We start from the raw sequence: 16346 nt of genomic DNA on the forward strand, positions 1-16346 counted from the left end.
GACGGTGCGCTTCGCAGGGAATGGTGCGATTAGCAGGGGATACGCGGTGTCCGAAGACGGTTTGCCCGCAGGATGGGGCGTCCGGCACGGATCCCCTGCAGATCGCACACAGTCCTGCACACCGCACACAGTCCTGCAGATCGCACAGTCCCCTGCACACCGCACAGCATCCTGCAGATCGCACGCCGAGCGCTCAGCCCGCCGGCAGCTCCACCCGGAAGCTCGTACGCCCCGGCTCGGACGTCACGAGGACGCGCCCGCCGTGGGCGTCGGCGACCGCCGCCACGATCGCGAGGCCCAGTCCCGTCGATCCGGTACTGCGTGCCCGCGAGGAGTCGCCGCGGGCAAACCGCTCGAACAGCACCGGCGTCAGATCCGGGGCGATCCCCGGGCCGGAGTCAGTGACCGTCACGACCGCGATCGGCCGCCCGTCCAACGTCTCCTCGGCAAGGGCCGCCACCACGCGGGTGCCAGGAGGTGTGTGCACGGTCGCATTGCGCAGCAGATTGGCGACCACCTGGTGCAGGCGGAAACCGTCGCCGCGGATCTCGATCGGCTGCTCGGGGAGCTCGAGGTCCCACTCGTGGTCCGGGCCAGCGGCATGAGCGTCCGCGAGCGCCTCGATCACGAGCAGGGTCAGGTCGACGGGCTCCTTCTCGAGATCGCGACCCTCGTCGAGGCGGGCGAGCAGGAGGAGGTCCTCGACGAGTGAGGTCATCCGGGTGGCGGCCGATTCGATCCGGTCGAGGGAGTAGACGGCCGACTCCGACAGCTCGGTACCGCCGCGGCGGGGCAGCTCCGCGTAACCGCGGATCGCCGCGAGGGGGGTCCGCAGCTCATGCGAGGCGTCGGCGACGAACTGCCGGACCTTGTTCTCGCTCGCCTGCCGCGACTCCAACGCCCCGGTGACATGGTCGAGCATGCGGTTGAAGGCGGCGCCCACCCGGCCGACCTCGGTGCGGGTGTCGGCGTCCTCCTCCGGGACCCGCTCGACCAGCTCGACGTCGCCGCGGTCGAGCGGCAGCTCGGCGACCCGCGTCGCCGTCGCCTCCACTCGCTCCAGCGGTCGCAGAGCCACGCGGATGATCGCGGTCGCGATCAGGGCGACCAGCAGCATCGCGAGCAGCACCACCACGACGACGACCCAGGCGAGGGACGCGAGCGTCTCGGCCACCTCGCCCAGCGGCACGCCGACGACGACGATGGACCCGTCGATCATCGCCGCGCGCACGCGGTAGGTGCCGAGGCTGCCGGGCAACTCGATTGTCACCTCCTGGCCTGCTGCGGCGACCGCGGCCGCGAGTACCGAGTCGGCGGGGTCCGAGAATTGCCTGCAGACTCCGCCTGCGTCGACGTAGGCACCGATGAAGGAGCCGTCGGAGTCCCGGACGGCGGTGATCGTGCTGAGGTTCTGGCTCGGGCCGCTGCCGAAGGATCCGCTCGGACAGGTCGTCGCCCGGTCGATCGCGCTGAGTCCGTCGAATCCGCTCGGTCCGTCGAAATCCTGGAGGCGCTTGAGCGACTGGCTCAGCGACGCGTCTGTACTGCCATAAAGGATCGAGCGCGCCGAGAGCACGCTGACCGCCCCCACGACGCCCGCCGTCACCGCGACCAGTGCGACCACGGCGACGACCATCCGTCGCCGCAACGTCCACGGTACGTGCCGGCTGCGGCGGGAGCGGCGGAGGGCGGAGCGGGTCGCGAAGTCGCCGAGCGTGGGGCGGCCTCCGAGGCTCACTGGTCGGCGGGCTTCAGCAGATAACCGGCGCCGCGGACGGTGTGGATCATCGGCGAGCGGCCCGCGTCGACCTTTTTACGCAGGTAGGAGATGTAGATCTCGACCACGCTCGACTTGCCGCCGAAGTCGTACGACCAGACGCGGTCGAGGATCTGGGTCTTGCTGAGGACGCGACGGGGGTTGCGCATCAGGAAGCGCAGCAGCTCGAACTCGGTGGCGGTCAGCTCGATCTCGTCGGCGCCCCGGCGCACTTCATGGCTGTCCTCGTTCAGCACCAGATCGCCGATCACAACCTCGGGGTCGTCGGCGTCGTTCGCGAGCAGGGTGCTGCGGCGGATGAGGCCGCGCATCCGGGCCACCAGCTCCTCGAGCGAGAAGGGCTTGGTCACGTAGTCGTCACCGCCCGCGGTGAGACCGGCGATCCGGTCGTCGAGGGCGTCCTTGGCCGTGAGGAAGAGCACGGGAGTCTCGCTGCCGTCGGCGCGCACCCGATGGAGCACCTGGAGGCCATCGATGTCGGGAAGCATCACGTCGAGCACGATCACGTCCGGCCGGAACTCGCGGGCGATCGTGATCGCGGCGCGGCCCTCGGCGGCGGTGCGCACCTCCCAGCCCTCGTAGCGCAGCGCCATCTGGAGCAGGTCGGTGAGGGTGCTCTCGTCGTCGACGACGAGGACGCGGATCGGAGTCCCGTCGGCGCGCGTGAGGCGGGTGCGCTGCGCGGGGGCGAGGTGCTTCGAGGGTGCCGGGGTGCTCATGACTCCAGTATCGGGAGTTTCCTATGGACGAGCTATGACCCTGTGATGCCGTCGCTGTGGGCTCCCGATGTGCCGTCGGCGGATCTGCGGCGTGTGCCGTCACCAGCACCGAGACCGTGAGCGCTATCGCGCTTATCGGTGACGGCCGGCATTCTGCCGTAGAAGTGGCGAAACAGAGCGACGTGAGCGAGATGAGCATCAGAATCCCAAGACCATTCTTCTCGCGCTGAACAGGAGGACCTCAAGGGGTCACCCCAGCATCTGCTCGACGAAGCGAAGACACCCCAGAGAAGCCGTACCGGACATGACGCAGAGCCGGTGGACATCAGCACTACACCCTGGCTGGGGGTAGAACGAGCTTGTACTGTCGGTCGGTGGATTGCTAGCGTACTGCGGAGATGAAGCGTGAAACGTCGCTTTCTTTATGACCGTCGGTACAGCCACTGCACCCAAAAAGCTATTCTGTCGGAATCGCTCTCAGAGCTGGTATCTCTCAGAGAGCTGGTGACTCAGAGAGCTGGTGAAGAGAGGGATTGACGATCAGGCCGACCTACTCCTCGACCACTAGATTCGTAGTCAACCTTTAAGGCAGGCTCGGAGCAGGTGAATTTCTTCGTGAATCACATCCACGCCTTTCTCGAATCGGCGCAATTGCACATCACCGATTTGACGAGCTTGCGAAACGTCGCAACGAATCGAAGGAACGGCCCAGTGTGGCTGAAGGTACTGGAGGCATTTCTCCTGCTGAGTTTCGGCGGCATGGTCGCCCTTGCAGTCGTTCTCGTAGACTCGATCGGCGCGGTGTCGGCGACACTCACGATGCTCCCCTCCGTGCTCGTCCTTGCTCTCGGACTGGTGCTCATCACTGCGACAGTTCGCCTCGATGTCACCGATCACCTCGAGCTGCGCTTCGTTCCGAACTGGCGGCGTCGCCTGAACTTCTTCGACGTGCAGTCCGTCGCGGTCGAGGACCACACCCGGTTCCGTTTCGGTGGCGTCGGCCTGCGCTGGAGGGGCAACGCGACCAGGTTGATCCTCGAGAATCGCCCTACTCTCATCCTGCGCACTCGCGGCGACAAGGAGTACGCAGTGCAGTGTCAGCAGCCACAGCGCGTGGTTGACCTGGTCCGAGCCGGGATGGATGCGTGATGACCGCGCGTTCGCGTACCGTGCGACAAAGAGGAACAGCAGGGGCGGATGACGCGACCGCCGCATGGCCGACAATCGCGGTATTCGTGATAGTCGCCTTCGGACTGGCCTGGGCGGTGGAGTTCCCGCTGTGGATCACGGGAAGCGGACTGTCATCGGCGTTCGCCACAGTGCTCGTGCCAGCAATGATGGTCACACCCCTCGTCGCGACACTGACGGTCGTCCTCCTCCAACGGCAGCAGGGGACCCGCGCGGAGCTGAGGCAACTCGGGGTTTGGCCACTGCATCCGCTGAAACGAACGATCGGATTCACGGTCCTGGCCGTGCTCCTCGTCCCCGTCGTCGTCCTTGCGGGGATCGGACTCTCCGCAGCGCTGGGCTTCGTGACACTCGACGTCGTCCATCTGTCAGGATTCAGCGCCGCCCTGGAGGCCGCCACTGGGGGGCCACTTCCCGTGCCGGTGTGGACGATCGCGACACTCCAACTCCTCAGCATCCCGCTCGGTACCGCAGTGAACTCGGTACTCGCCTTCGGCGAGGAGGTCGGATGGCGTGGCTGGTTACTTCCCGCACTGCTACCCCTCGGTACCTGGCCTGCGCTCATCATCACCGGTGTGCTGTGGGGCGCTTGGCACGCACCGATCATCCTGCTGGGCTATAACTTCGACGAACCGAATCTCGTCGGCGTCGGCCTGATGATCATTGCGACAACCCTCATCGGCGTGCTTGTCGGATGGCTTCGGATGAGGAGCGCATCGCTGTGGCCAGCGGTCTTCGCCCACGGCGCACTCAACGCGGCCGGCGGGCTTGTCACCCTGTTCGCCGCACAAGAGGAATCCGTTGACCCGATCCTCGCAGGACCACTCGGCGTCGGATCCTGGATCGCCTTCACCATCGTCGTGGTCGTGCTGGTGCTCACCCGCCAGCTTCCCCACCGTCGGTCGAAGCTCGGAAAGGGCGGCAGCTGGAGCCGATCCGCCCCTCTCACTCCGGATCGGCGTCCAGCTCCTCCGGGTCGATCGCCGCGGTCCGCGCATAACCGCGGACCCGGCGGTCGATGAAGGTCGCCACCCAGAGCAGCACGCCGATCACGAGCAGCACCCCCGCGATCCCGTATTGGGCCGTGTCGCGCCCGGAGGTGATCGGCAACACCAAGGAGACGCAGGCGATCGCGCCTAGCACCGGCAGCACGGTGGGGGTCCGGAAGTGACGGTGCTCCACCGGCTGGCGCCGCAGCACCAGCACCGCAACGTTGACGATCGCGAACACGGCGAGCAGGAGCAGCGACGTGGTCCCTCCCAGCAGCACGGCGATGGGGTCGGCGGGGTCGCGCGACACGTAGGCGGTGAGCAGCAGCGCGATCACGGTGGTGAACAGGATCGCGGCCCAGGGCGTCCGTCGTCCGCGCAGCACATTCTGCAGGAACGGCGGCAGCACGCCCTGGCGGCTCATTCCATAGAGCAGGCGGCTGGCCATCATCATGTTGATCAGCGCGCTGTTGGCCACGGCGAAGAGCGAGAGGAAGGGCAGGAGCGTCGAGATCGGGAAGTCGGGCGCCGCCGCCTCGACCACGGTGACGAGCGGAGTGTCGTTGCCGGCCAGCTCCCCCACCGGCACGATCGCGACGGCGAGCGTGGACACCAGCACGTACACCACCGCGGTGATACCCAGACCCGTGAGCATCACCCGGGGGAAGATGCGGCTGGGATCCTTGGTCTCCTCCGCCATGTTCACCGAGTCCTCGAAGCCGACCATCGCGAAAAAGGCGAGCGAGGTCGCGGTGCTCACGGCGAGCAGCAGCGACTTGTCCTCCGGCGCCTCGAACGCGACCACCCGCGAGAAGTCGGCCTGCCCGCCGAAGACCGCGAAGAAACAGACGACGATGACCAACAGAAGTCCCGAGAGCTCGATCAGAGTGAGCACAACGTTCAGACCAACGCTCTCGGCGACGCCGCGCAGGTTGACCAGCGCGATGCAGACCATGAAGATCAGCGCGATACTCAGCCGCGTCCCCGCGCCGTCGCCAAGCCCGAAGCCGATCGCGACGTTACTCGCGAACGCTCCCGAGGCAGCGGAGGCCGACGTGATCCCGCTCGCCATCACGGTGAAGCACACCAGGAACGTGACGAAGTGGATCCCGAACGCCTTGTGCGCGTAGAGGGCCGCCCCTGCCGCCTGCGGATACTTCGTCACCAGCTCGAGGTAGGAGCAGGCGGTGAGCGTGGCGACGACGAACGCGAGCACGAAGGGGAGCCACGCGGCTCCGCCGACCTCGGCCGCGACCTGACCGGTGAGGGCGTAGATTCCGGTGCCGAGGATGTCGCCGACCACGAACAGCAGCAGCAGCTTCGGGCCGAGCACCCGCTTGAGCTCAGGTGGGGCGGCGGTCTCTCTCGTCGTGGTCATCGTCGGCCCCTCCCGTTGCGGATGAGCGCGAGCCTACGACCGCGGACGCCGCCCGGGAAGGGCCGCCTGCACCTGGCCGACGGGCGAGTGTGGGAGGCGATCTGACCGGATGCCCCGGCCACTCCCCGACACTCGCTCAGCGGGCGTGGGCTGCCAGGAACGCGAGGGCGCGCGGCCACGCGTCAGTCGCCGCCTCTGCCTGGTAGGTCTGCTCGTTCGCGTCGTTGAAGAAGGCGTGACCGGCGCCCGGGTAGACGATGACCTCGACATCCTTGCCCTCGGTGGCCTCCCTGACGCGCGGGACCTGCTCGACCAGCGGAGCGTCGCGGTCGCCCAGGAACGCCAGTACCGGCACCTGCAGCGCGCCGAGTTCCTGCGCGGAGGCGGTGACGTGTCCGTAGAACGGCACGGCCGCGGCCAGGCGCGGCTCGGTGAGAGCGAGTGCCCAGGAGAAAGTGCCGCCGTAGCAGAAGCCGGTGACGCAGACGCTGGTCGATCCTTCCTGTCGCAGCAGCCGCTCGACGAGGGCGCGGAGGATCGCGACGGTGCGCGTCGCGTGCTCCGGAGTGAAGACGGGGGCGAAGAAGGTGCGCAGCTCGACCTGACGCGGCAGGCGCCGCACCGGGTGGCCGTAGTCGGCGCGCTGCTCCTCGTCGAGCTGCTCGAGCAGGCCGCTCTCGGCCAGCAGCTCCGGCGCGACGACGCTGTACCCCTCGGCCGCATACCGGTCGGCGACCGAGCGGATGTGTCCGTCGACCCCCCACACCTCGTGGATCAGGATCAGCGCTCGGCCGCCCTCTCCGCTGCGGTACACCGGTACGTCGTGCTCGGCCAGGGTCCAGGTCTCATCGCTCGTGGGCATGACGGAACACTAACCCCGGGAGGAGGCGGCTCAGGAGCCTGACTCGCAGCTGCGCAACTCCGCCACGTCGGCCGTCAGCGTCGGCCGTCAGCGTCGGCTCGCCGCCGAGCAGGAAGGCCTCGTTCCTCGAACTTTCGGCCAGGACGGCGAGTGTTGCGTCGTGCACGCAATCCCGCTCGGTCAGGAGCACGGAGGAGCCGACGGTCGCCGCGGTCGCCGCTCCGGAGCGGGCGGCGCCGTCAGGATGTCGTCCCACTCCAGTGCGCGCTCGATGCGGAAGCCGTGCCGCTCGTAGAGGCGACGGGCGTCGCTGCGCTTCAGCACGTCGAGGCGGAAGCTAGGCCCGGCCGCGCCTCCTCCTGCATCACCCGCCGGAGCACGGCACCGCCGACGCCGCGGCCCTGCGCGTGCGGGGCGAGGGAGAAGTGCTCGATCCAGACCGCGTCGGGCTCGACACGCGCCGCGATGCTTCCGGCGAACGCGCTCACGCGGGTGAGGTCGGGGCGGTAGCCGTCGAGGAAGCGGTGCCGCACGCGGTGCGCGTCGTAACGGCCGAGGGTCGGGAGGGACGGACGCATCACGACCGCGCGCAGCTCCGCACTCGCGACACCGTCCTCCGCCCTCGCGGGGCAGAGCGACCAGGCTGGGTCAGCGGCCACGGGGCTTGCGGGTGCGCCGCACCGCGGGGGCCGACGCTTTCGGCCGGGCCGGCTTCTTTCTGCCGCCTCCGGCCTTCTCGGCCTTCTCGCGCGCCTCCCGCGCCTTCGCCTTCGCCGCCTTTGCGCGGGACTCGACCTTCGGCGTCGCGGCGGTCCCGCGCGTCGTGTTCGCGCTGCGGCCGCGGACCACGCCGATAAAGTCCTCGACATCGTCGCCCTTGTCCTCGGTCACCCACGCGAGTCGCACGCTGGAGGGAGCAACACCGGTCACCGGGACGGCGGTCACGTCCTTGCGGCTGTGCACGCGCGCCACCGACTGCGGCAGGATCAGCACGCCCACTCCGGCCGCGACCTGCTCGACCGCGTCGTCGAGGCCGGCCATCCGCGGCAGCGCCCGCCGCGAGCCGTCGGCGACCTCCTTGGCGATTGCCGCCCACTCGGGCACGTCCGCCGGCTCCTGGAGGAGGTGCTCGCCGGCCAGCTCGGCGACGGCGAGCTCCTCCGCAGCGGCCAGGGCGTGCTCGCGGCCGAGCACGGCGACCGGCTGCTCGTCGTAGAGGTGGATCGAGCTGAGCGCGGCGGAGGAGACCTCGCCGCGGACGAACGAGAGCTGCGCGCGGCCGTCGAGCAGCGCCTCCTCCTGCGCGCGCTCGGCGACGACGGTGATCCGCAGCGGCAGGTCGGTGCGGCGCTGACCCCAGACGCGGGTCCACTTGGTGGGGGTGACGCCGGGCACGAGGGCGACGGAGAGGACGGGGCCGGTGGGGGCGGCGCCCGACACCCCGTCCGGGCACTCCTGCATCTCGGGAGCAGCCTGCGGGTCGTCGGTCTCGGGCTGCTCGCTCATCCCCTCAGGGTAGGTGCTGTGCGCCGCGCCGGTAGGGTTACCGAATGGCCAAGGCGACACAGACGATGAAGGCTGCGACCGCGGCGAAGAAGCTGCAGGTCTACCTGCCTGCCACCCCGGAGGAGTTCCAGGAGTCGGCGATCACGCGCGAGCAGTACGACGAACTCGTCGCGAACCCGCCCGCCTGGCTCGTACAGCTGCGCGAGGAGGGGCCGCACCCCCGCTCCGTCATCGCCTCCCGGTTGAACGTCTCGATCTCGGGCCTGGCCCGCGGCGGCGTGACCGATGCCTTGACCACTCCTGAGATCCAGGCCCTGCTCGACGAGGTTCCCGAGTGGCTGCGCGTCGAGCAGAACCGCTATGCCGAGGTCCGCCGCGAGCAGGCGCGCCTCAAGTTCGAGCGCGCCGCCAAGTCCGCCGACTGACCCGCCGCGAGATGCCACTTACGAGGCCGACACGCCGCGGCGGGCCGTCATAAGTGGCATCTCGCGGCGGCGAGGTGGGCGGCTACTGGGTCGAGAAGGCGGCGTCGAACGATGCGGTCGGGGGCTTCCAGAGCAGCGAGCGGAGGAAGCCGACGGCCTCCGCGGCACCGTGCAGGCGGTCCATACCGGCGTCCTCCCACGGCACATCGCCGTGTCCCGTCGAGACGAAGTCCCAGCCGCGCCGCGGATCGCCCCACGGCAGGTGCGAGCCGAGCACGCCTGCGCGGCCGTTCTTCGGACGCAGGCGCGTGTCCTTGCAGTCGACGTGGTAGATCCGGTCCTTGAAGTCAACGATGAAGCCGACCGGGTCGATGTCCTGCCACATCAGGTGCGACGGGTCCCAGTTGAAGCCGAAGGCTGGGCGGTGCCCGATCGCCTCCAGGGTGCGCACGCTCGACCAGTAGTCGTAGGCGATCTCGGACGGGTGCACCTCGTGCGCGTAGACCACGCCGTGCGCGTCGAACTCGTCGAGGATCGGATTCCAGCGCGTCGCGAAGTCCTCGTAGCCCTCGTCGATCACCGAGGCGGGGACCGGGGGGAACTGCGCTACGTAGGGCCAGATCTTCGAGCCGGTGAAGCCGACGACGACGTCCACGCCGAGCTTGCGGGCGACCCGCGCCGCACGCTTCATGTCCTCCGCAGCACGCTGTCGCACTCCCTCCGCATCGCCGTCGCCCCAGGTGTAGTCGCGCACGAGGGCCCGGTGACGAAAGTCGATCGGGTCGTCGCAGACGGCCTGACCCGTGAGGTGGTTCGAGATCGCGAAGACCTCGAGGCCGTAGCGGTCGAGGATCTCTAGCCGCGAGGCGGCGTAGGCGTCGTCCTCGTCCGCGCGCCTGAGGTCGAGGTGGTCGCCCGAGGCCGCGATTTCGAGGCCGTCGTAGCCCCACTCGGAGGCGAGGCGCGCGACTTCACTCGAAGGGGAGGTCGGCCCACTGGCCGGTGAACAGCGTCACCGGGTGGGTGGCGGCGTAGGTCTTCTTCTCCTCGCTCCTGCGGCGATCTCCCTCGGGTCATCGGCAGTGGGCACGCTCACCCAGGCGCCTGTCTCTGCCGCGTCGAGTACAGCGTCGGTGATGCGTGCCGCGCGGAGGCCGTCGGCGAAGGTCGGCAGCCCGTCCACCTCGGCACCCGCCACGGCGGCGTAGGTGTCGCGGGCGAACGCCGTGAAGGCGTCTTGGTAGCCCATCGGATGTCCGCTGGGCACGATCGAGAGCCGTGCCGCGTCGGGCGCGAGGATCGAGGCGTCGCGCGGCACCAGGAAGGCGCTGTCGCGCCGGCCGACCCACAGCGTCTCAGGCAGCTCCTGCTCGAAGCGCAACGACTCCTCCAGCCCCGAGACCTCGAGCAGCAGCTCGTTGCGGTGCCCGGCGGTGACCTGCGAGACGAGGAGCGTACCGACGGCGCCGCCCTCGAGCCGGACGATCGCGCCGGCCACGTCCTCGGTGCTGACCGGGCGGCCGCCGCGCTCGGCGTGCACCGTGCTCGTGATCGCGGCCAGCGAGTCGATCCGCTCGCCGGTGACGAACTCGAGCAGGTCGACCAGGTGCGAGCCGATGTCGCCGAAGGCTCGCGAGCGGCCGCCGGCGGCGGAGTCCACGCGCCAGTTGTCGTCGGAGGCACCCAGCAACCAGTCCTGCAGATAGCTCCCGCGGACGGTGACGAGCCGGCCCGTCTCACCCGAGGCGACGCGGGCGCGAGCCTCCCGCACCATCGGGTGGAAGCGGTAGGCGAACGGAACCGTCGTGACGACTCCGGCGGCGGAGGCGGCCGCGGCGAGCGCCTCCGCCTCCTGAAGCGTCGAAGCGAGCGGCTTCTCGCAGACCACATGCTTGCCGGCCTCCATCGCGGCGAGGGCGAGAGCGGCGTGCGTGGCGTTCGGCGTGCACACATGCACCAGGTCGATGCTCTCGTCCTCGATCAGCGCGTGGGCATCGGGGTAGGCGCGGGCGATGCCGAGTTCGGCTGCCGCCCGCTCGCCCTTCTCGGGGCTGGAGGAGGCGACGCCGGCGAGCACCGCTCCGGCACTGCGGGCCGCGCGGCTGTGCACGGCCGCCATGAAGCCGGCGCCGAGCACCCCGACGCGCAGCGGCGCGGGCATCAGGAGAGGGTCGCTTCGGTCGGGTCCCAGCTCTCGGGGAGGGCGGGGCGGGGAGTTGCGGTGCTCGTGACGAGGACCTTCTCGCCGGTCTCGGCGGCCTCGAGGAGCGAGAGCATCACGTCGGTGACGTGGTAGGCCAGGTCGCCGGAGGCGGCTTCCGGGCGGTCGGCCCGGATCGCGCGGGCGAGTTCGAGCACGCCGGTGCCGCGGGACGCGGTCGAGCCGGTCGCCGCGATGACCTCCGGCTCGGCGGACCCGCGCCGGTGCAGCGTGAGGTCGCCGTCGTGCATGTTCGGGTCGGGGAGCACGAGGGTGCCCTCGGAGCCGTTGATCTCTACGAAGCCGGTGCGCGGCAGGCTCGACTCGAAGCTCCACACACCCTGGGCGGAGGCTCCGGATTCAAAGCGGAGCAGCCCGCCAATGTGTGTCGGGATGGTCACCGGGAACTCGATTCCCTCCTTCGGGCCGGAGCCGATGACGCGGCTCGCGCGGGCCTGCGACGAGACCGCGGTGACGCTCTCGACGGGGCCGAGGTTCTGCACGAGGGTCGTGAGGTAGTACGGGCCCATGTCCAGCAGCGGCCCGCCGCCCTGGGCGAAAAAGAACTCTGGATTCGGGTGCCAGGACTCCGGGCCGGGGCCCTGAAAGAGGGCGAGGGCCGAGAGCGGTGTGCCGATCGCTCCGCTCTCGATGCTGCGCTGCGCCGTCTGCAGGCCGGCGCCGAGAAAGGTGTCGGGAGCGGTCGCGACGCGCAACCCCTTCTCCTCCGCCAGCGCGAGCAGCGCGATCCCGCTGTCGCGGTCGAGCGAGAAGGGCTTCTCGGTCCAGACGTGCTTGCCCGCCTCGACTGCGCGGCGCGCGACCTCGACGTGCGCGGCGGGGATCGTGAGGTTCACCACGATCTCGATCCCCTCGTGCGCGAGGAGGTCCTGGACACTGCCGGAGGCAGGCACGCCGAACGCCTCGGCCTGCGCCCTCGCGCGCTCAGAGTCGAGGTCGGCGACGACAAGCACCTCGAGGTCCGGGAAGACGGTGAGGTTCCTCAGGTACTCGGTACTGATGTTCCCGGCGCCGATCACGCCGACGCCGACACGGCCGGTGCCGCTCATGCGCGCAGCCCCGAGACGTAGCGGTGGGCTGACTCCAGGCCCGCGAAGATGTCGCCGGCGTATGCATCGAACTCGAGCACGGGCAGGGCCTGCGGGGCGGCGGCGAGAATGGCCGAGACGTCCATCGCGCCCTCGCCCGCCGGCACCTGCTCCTGAATGTTGGCCGAGATCGGCCCGTCCTTCACATGCAGGAAGCGCACCTGGTCACCGAGCCGACCGAGCACGTCGACTGGATTGTCGCCACCGACCGCCGCCCAGTAGGTGTCGAGCTCGAGCACCATGCGCGGATCGAGGAGACCGGCGAGGTGCTCGAAGGCGGCGCGGCCGTCGATCCGGTTCTCGAACTCGAAGGCGTGGTTGTGGTATCCGAGCACCAGGCCGCGGGCGGCGGCGGAGTCGATCAGGGCGTTGAACTCATCGGCGATGCGGGCGACATCGTCCGCGGTGCTCCAGCGAGTCGGATCGACGAAGGGGTCGATCACGGTCTGCACGCCGAGCGAGGCTGCCACGTCGAGGATCTCGTCGACGGTGACGTCCCCCTGCGGGCCGAGCAGGCGCGCGTGCGCGCTCGGGGCACGCAGTCCGCTGGCGGCAAGCGCCGCACGGTAGGCATCCGCCAGGTCGACGAACCCAAACAGCTCGACGGTGGCGAAGCCGATCCCAGCGAGGCGCTCGAGGGTGGCGGGTAGATCAGCCGCGAGCGGCTCGCGCACCGAGTGCAGCTGGACGGAGAGGTGTGGGGGTGTGGCCACCGGTGGTGCTCCTGATCGACGTCGAAAGGTGTCCTCTGAACCTTACGCAGACTTTTGCTCACCGACAAGCAAAACTCCGGAGGCTGGCGCGACAAGTCGACCGGCCGCCGCGCAGAAGGGGAGCGCTGTGGTTGACTCTGGCCATGTCCCCGCGCCGCCGCACCACCGTCAGCGCGGTCGGCGAGCTGCTGCTCCTGCTGGCCGACGGAGCGCCCCGAACGCGGGCCGACGTGGTCGCCGAGACAGGCCTACCCCGCGCGGCCGTCTCGGCCCAGCTCGACGTGCTGACCACCTCCGGCCTCATCGCCCGGCAAGACGACGCCCCCTCCTCCGGCGGCCGACCCGCCGCCCGCGTCGCCTTCGACGCCCGGGCGCGCAGCCTCCTCGCCGTCGACCTCGGCGCCGCGCACGCCGTCGTCGCCCTCACCGACCTCGACGGCACGGTCCTGGCCCGCCGTCGCGAGATCATCGCGATCGCCGACGGACCGCTCGCCGTCCTCGGCCACGCCCTCGACATCGCCGCCGCCCTCCTCGGGCGCACCCCCGAGGCCGGCCCGCTCGCCGGCGTCGGCGTCGGCGTCCCTGGCCCCGTCGAGCACGCCACCGGACGCCCGGTGAAGCCGCCGATCATGCCCGGCTGGGACCGCTTCGACATCCCCGAGTTCATCGCACGCCGCCTCCCCGTGCCCGTCCTGGTCGATAACGACGTGAACCTGCTGGCCCTCGGCGAGCACGCCGACCACTACGCCGACGTCGACGATCTCCTCTACGTGAAGGTGTCCACCGGCATCGGCGCCGGCATCGTGAGCGGCGGCGCTCTGCAGCGCGGAGCCCTCGGGGCCGCAGGCGACCTCGGGCATGTGCAGGTCCCCGGCGACCGCGGCGAGGCCGACCTCGAGGCGATCGCGAGCGGCTCGGCGATCGCCCGGCGACTCACCGAGGCCGGGATCGACGCCGCCAGCACCTCCGACGTCGTCACCCTGCTGACCAACGGCGACCCCACCACCATCGACATCACCCGCGCCGCCGGCCGCGACCTCGGCGAGGTGCTCGCCACCTGCGTGAACCTGCTCAATCCCTCCGTCATCGTCGTCGGCGGCAGCATCGCTCAGGCCAGCCATGAGGTCCTCGCCGGCGTGCGCGAGGTGGTCTACCGCCGCTCCCTGCCGCTGGCGACCCGCTCGCTCGACATCGTGCAGGCTGCGGCCCAGGGCGGAGGCGTCCGGGGCGCCGCGCTGATGGTGCGCCGCCACCTCCTCTCCCCCGCGCACGTCGACGCCTTCCTCGCCGCCTGAGTCGTCGCCGTTCCGCGGGGACCGATCTGCGCGAGACTTCCCGGGTCGGCGTGCCGATTCGACCGGGCGCCGCAAGGGGGCAGAGAATGAATCGGTGCCCGACCTGCAGCTCTCCTTCCCCTGGGAGACGCAGCCCGTCTTCGCGGACGCCGAGCCCCCGCACCTCCGGAGGGTCGTCGCCGACTCCTCGGACCGCGTCGCCTGGCTCCGCGCCCGCTCGCGCGGCATCACCGCGACCGACATCGCCCGCCTCTCCTCCCCTGCCGCCATCGGCAAGGCCGCGCTCGACAAGCTCTACGGCACCGGCTTCGGCGGCAACGCCTTCACGGATCACGGCCGCGCCCGCGAACCCGAGATCGCCGCCTGGGTACGCAGCGAGCACGCGATCGAGCCCAGCAGCACCCTCTTCCACGCCAGCCAAGAGCGACGCCACCTCGCCACTCCCGACGGCATCGGCGTGCGCGATGACGGCCGGCTGGAGCTCTGCGAGATCAAGACCACGACAAAGCCGTGGCGCAGCATCCCGCGCCACTACCTTCGGCAGGTGTTCTGGCAGCAGTACGTGCTCGGGGCCGAGCGCACGCTCGTCGTCTGGGAGCAGCACCGCGACTTCGTGCCGATCGAGGGCGAGCCGAACTCCCGCTGGGTCGATCGGGACGAGGACGAGATCCACATCCTGGTGCGCTTGGCCGGGATGCTGATGGCCGAGCTGCACGAGCGGACGCGCACGCGGTGACGGTACTCCTCCTGCACGGCCTGGGCGGCGACCGCTCTCAGCCGCTCGAGCTGCTGCGCTCGGCCCTCCCCGCCGGCTCCGAGGTCATCGCCCCGGACATCCGCGCCCACGGTGCGTCCGACTTACTCGGCGCACCCGGCGACTTCGCCCTCGAGACGCTGGCCGACGAGGTGACCGAGGAGGTCGTGCGGGCCGGAGCCGCGCACAAGCCGCTCACAGTGCTCGGTATCTCGATGGGGGCCGCGATCGCCCTGCGCTTGGCCGTGCGCCGGGTTCTGCCGATCGACCGCGCCGTCTTCGTGCGCCCCTCGTTCACGGCCGAGCCGCTGCCCGAGAATCTCACGGTCTTCCCCGTCATCGCGCAGCTGCTGCACGACCACGGCGCGAAGCGCGGCGAGCGGATGTTCCGCGCGTCGGGCCTGTTCGCGCGCGCCGCCGAGGTGTCCCCCGCGGCGGCGGAGGCGCTGACGCGGCAGTTCCGCTCGCCGCAGGCCGCGGACCGCGCGGTCCGCCTCGCCGAGATCCCGCGAAACGCCGCCTACCGCGATTCCGCAGAGCTGGGCGAGGTGATCGCGCGCTCCCTGGTGATCGCGGCCGACCGCGACCCCGTGCATCCGGTCGACGTCGCGGAGGAGTGGGCTAGAGCTCTTCCGGACGCGGACTGCGAGCGGGTGCCGTCGCGTGATGCGGGCTTCGCGGCTCAGCAGGACCGGATCCGCGGGCACGTCCGCGAGTGGCTCGCTCGCTGAGGTCCTCGAGAGCGAGCGCCAGTCCGACGGATGCGAGCCATAGCACCGCGATCGCCGTCGCCACGAACTCGAGCGTCCCACCCAGCCGCAGCCAGACACGCAGCAGTGACAGGATCCCGCCCGTCCCTGCGACGACCGCCACCGAGATTCCGGCCGCGAGCGAGAGCCGCGCGAGCACCGGGCGGCCCCGCACCGTCGCCAGCTGGAGCATCGCCACGCACGCCGCCGCGAAGCCGAGCACCGCGGCGGAGGTGTGGATGAGGTCCTGCCAGCGGAAGGCGGGGCCGACCGGGAGCGGGCAGCCGGCCGTGCAGGTCACCTGTGAGGCGAGCGCGAAGCAAGCGGCAGCCAGGAGGAGGGCGCCGGCCGGGCGCAGGGCGGGCAGCAGTCGCGCGCGCACCGGCCACGCGCCCGCTCCGATCAGCACGCCGCCCGCGGCGACGAGCAGCAGAGCGGCCTCGAAGGCACCGGCCGTCGGCAGGTCCGGCGCACCCATCTCGCTGACGTAGACCCACCGGCTGGTGCCGATGCTGATCCGTGCCGCGAGGAGAACCGTGAGTCCCGCCAGGACTAGGAGCGCGCCGCCGACGAGCAGAGAACGTCGGCGTCGCATCCCCTCATCGTGCCAGAGCATCCGCCGGCAGCCTGCACGTCAATCTTCTTTCGAGGGTGACACCCCCGTAACAGCACCGACTCATTG

General features: G+C 70.3%; 17 protein-coding genes and 1 pseudogene. 6 read left to right on the plus strand and 12 right to left on the minus strand.

Features of this window, described 5'->3' with window-relative positions; genetic code table 11:
• Window positions 1–193 precede the first annotated feature (193 nt).
• Together C1O28_RS10435 and C1O28_RS10440 are read right to left on the minus strand one after the other, a co-directional pair.
• A complete protein-coding gene (locus tag C1O28_RS10435; protein WP_219813098.1) occupies window positions 194–1738 on the minus strand; it encodes a sensor histidine kinase in 1545 nt (514 codons plus the stop codon).
• Window positions 1735–2496, minus strand: coding sequence for a response regulator transcription factor (locus C1O28_RS10440; RefSeq protein ID WP_097165300.1), 762 nt, complete (start codon window positions 2494–2496; stop codon window positions 1735–1737). The genes C1O28_RS10435 and C1O28_RS10440 overlap by 4 nt, the downstream gene beginning before the upstream one ends.
• 711 nt (window positions 2497–3207) lie before the next feature.
• Between C1O28_RS10440 and C1O28_RS10445 the strand changes: the two genes are divergently transcribed.
• A complete protein-coding gene (locus tag C1O28_RS10445; protein WP_097165299.1) occupies window positions 3208–3645 on the plus strand; it encodes a hypothetical protein in 438 nt (145 codons plus the stop codon).
• A gap of 86 nt (window positions 3646–3731) precedes the next feature.
• The gene (locus C1O28_RS10450; protein WP_160487490.1) at window positions 3732–4706 is read left to right on the plus strand and encodes a CPBP family intramembrane glutamic endopeptidase; all 975 of its coding nucleotides are present in this window, start codon (window positions 3732–3734) and stop codon (window positions 4704–4706) included.
• Here the strand turns inward: C1O28_RS10450 and C1O28_RS10455 are convergent.
• From C1O28_RS10455 to C1O28_RS10470, 5 genes are all read right to left on the minus strand, one after another.
• Window positions 4630–6051, minus strand: coding sequence for an APC family permease (locus C1O28_RS10455; protein ID WP_097165297.1), 1422 nt, complete (start codon window positions 6049–6051; stop codon window positions 4630–4632). The two genes, C1O28_RS10450 and C1O28_RS10455, sit on opposite strands and share 77 nt — an antisense overlap.
• 136 nt (window positions 6052–6187) lie before the next feature.
• Window positions 6188–6913, minus strand: coding sequence for a dienelactone hydrolase family protein (locus tag C1O28_RS10460; RefSeq protein WP_097165296.1), 726 nt, complete (start codon window positions 6911–6913; stop codon window positions 6188–6190).
• Window positions 6897–7169: a hypothetical protein gene (locus C1O28_RS15175; RefSeq protein ID WP_164861098.1), complete on the minus strand. Its 273-nt coding sequence runs from the start codon at window positions 7167–7169 to the stop codon at window positions 6897–6899. Before C1O28_RS15175 ends, C1O28_RS10460 begins: the two co-directional genes overlap by 17 nt.
• 61 nt (window positions 7170–7230) lie before the next feature.
• Window positions 7231–7572, minus strand: coding sequence for a GNAT family N-acetyltransferase (locus C1O28_RS10465; protein ID WP_237397899.1), 342 nt, complete (start codon window positions 7570–7572; stop codon window positions 7231–7233).
• Window positions 7562–8419, minus strand: coding sequence for a LysR substrate-binding domain-containing protein (locus C1O28_RS10470; RefSeq protein ID WP_097165294.1), 858 nt, complete (start codon window positions 8417–8419; stop codon window positions 7562–7564). The genes C1O28_RS10465 and C1O28_RS10470 overlap by 11 nt, the downstream gene beginning before the upstream one ends.
• A gap of 44 nt (window positions 8420–8463) precedes the next feature.
• Between C1O28_RS10470 and C1O28_RS10475 the strand changes: the two genes are divergently transcribed.
• A complete protein-coding gene (locus tag C1O28_RS10475; protein WP_097165293.1) occupies window positions 8464–8844 on the plus strand; it encodes a DUF5997 family protein in 381 nt (126 codons plus the stop codon).
• An 82-nt stretch (window positions 8845–8926) separates the two neighbouring features.
• On the opposite strand, the pseudogene C1O28_RS10480 reads toward C1O28_RS10475, so the two are convergent.
• The 4 genes and pseudogenes from C1O28_RS10480 to C1O28_RS10495 all read right to left on the minus strand — a co-directional run bounded on the left by C1O28_RS10480 (window position 8927) and on the right by C1O28_RS10495 (window position 12866).
• Window positions 8927–9860: pseudogene (locus tag C1O28_RS10480) on the minus strand (sugar phosphate isomerase/epimerase family protein).
• Complete coding sequence (locus C1O28_RS10485; RefSeq protein WP_097165292.1) at window positions 9857–11005, minus strand: Gfo/Idh/MocA family protein; 1149 nt, start codon at window positions 11003–11005, stop codon at window positions 9857–9859. Before C1O28_RS10485 ends, C1O28_RS10480 begins: the two are co-directional and overlap by 4 nt.
• Window positions 11005–12114 (minus strand): Gfo/Idh/MocA family protein, encoded by a 1110-nt coding sequence (locus C1O28_RS10490; RefSeq protein WP_097165291.1) that lies wholly within the window; start codon window positions 12112–12114, stop codon window positions 11005–11007. The genes C1O28_RS10485 and C1O28_RS10490 overlap by 1 nt, the downstream gene beginning before the upstream one ends.
• Window positions 12111–12866, minus strand: coding sequence for a sugar phosphate isomerase/epimerase family protein (locus C1O28_RS10495; protein ID WP_097165290.1), 756 nt, complete (start codon window positions 12864–12866; stop codon window positions 12111–12113). The genes C1O28_RS10490 and C1O28_RS10495 overlap by 4 nt, the downstream gene beginning before the upstream one ends.
• A 143-nt stretch (window positions 12867–13009) precedes the next feature.
• Between C1O28_RS10495 and C1O28_RS10500 the strand changes: the two genes are divergently transcribed.
• The 3 genes from C1O28_RS10500 (at window position 13010) to C1O28_RS10510 (ending at window position 15646) form a co-directional block, all read left to right on the plus strand.
• Window positions 13010–14161: an ROK family protein gene (locus C1O28_RS10500; RefSeq protein WP_097165289.1), complete on the plus strand. Its 1152-nt coding sequence runs from the start codon at window positions 13010–13012 to the stop codon at window positions 14159–14161.
• A 103-nt stretch (window positions 14162–14264) separates the two neighbouring features.
• Entirely contained in the window at window positions 14265–14897 is a 633-nt protein-coding gene (locus C1O28_RS10505) for a YqaJ viral recombinase family protein (RefSeq protein ID WP_237397970.1), read from the plus strand.
• The gene (locus tag C1O28_RS10510; protein ID WP_160487491.1) at window positions 14894–15646 is read left to right on the plus strand and encodes an alpha/beta fold hydrolase; all 753 of its coding nucleotides are present in this window, start codon (window positions 14894–14896) and stop codon (window positions 15644–15646) included. The genes C1O28_RS10505 and C1O28_RS10510 overlap by 4 nt, the downstream gene beginning before the upstream one ends.
• Here C1O28_RS10510 and C1O28_RS10515 read toward each other — a convergent pair.
• Entirely contained in the window at window positions 15537–16259 is a 723-nt protein-coding gene (locus tag C1O28_RS10515; protein ID WP_160487492.1) for a DUF998 domain-containing protein, read from the minus strand. The two genes, C1O28_RS10510 and C1O28_RS10515, sit on opposite strands and share 110 nt — an antisense overlap.
• Between the last annotated feature and the right edge of the window lie 87 nt (window positions 16260–16346).

Origin of the sequence: Rathayibacter rathayi, assembly GCF_004011095.1 — a bacterium.
Classification (GTDB): domain Bacteria; phylum Actinomycetota; class Actinomycetes; order Actinomycetales; family Microbacteriaceae; genus Rathayibacter; species Rathayibacter rathayi.

Excerpts from the sequence above, each read along its gene's own strand:
- C1O28_RS10485 (WP_097165292.1), bottom strand. The coding sequence starts at position 11,005 with ATGCCCGCGCCGCTGCGCGTCGGGGTGCTCGGCGCCGGCTTCATGGCG.
- C1O28_RS10460 (WP_097165296.1), bottom strand. The coding sequence starts at position 6,913 with ATGCCCACGAGCGATGAGACCTGGACCCTGGCCGAGCACGACGTACCG.
- C1O28_RS10455 (WP_097165297.1), bottom strand. The coding sequence starts at position 6,051 with ATGACCACGACGAGAGAGACCGCCGCCCCACCTGAGCTCAAGCGGGTG.
- C1O28_RS10500 (WP_097165289.1), top strand. The coding sequence starts at position 13,010 with ATGTCCCCGCGCCGCCGCACCACCGTCAGCGCGGTCGGCGAGCTGCTG.
- C1O28_RS10490 (WP_097165291.1), bottom strand. The coding sequence starts at position 12,114 with ATGAGCGGCACCGGCCGTGTCGGCGTCGGCGTGATCGGCGCCGGGAAC.
- C1O28_RS10475 (WP_097165293.1), top strand. The coding sequence starts at position 8,464 with ATGGCCAAGGCGACACAGACGATGAAGGCTGCGACCGCGGCGAAGAAG.
- C1O28_RS10515 (WP_160487492.1), bottom strand. The coding sequence starts at position 16,259 with ATGCGACGCCGACGTTCTCTGCTCGTCGGCGGCGCGCTCCTAGTCCTG.
- C1O28_RS10440 (WP_097165300.1), bottom strand. The coding sequence starts at position 2,496 with ATGAGCACCCCGGCACCCTCGAAGCACCTCGCCCCCGCGCAGCGCACC.
- C1O28_RS10470 (WP_097165294.1), bottom strand. The coding sequence starts at position 8,419 with ATGAGCGAGCAGCCCGAGACCGACGACCCGCAGGCTGCTCCCGAGATG.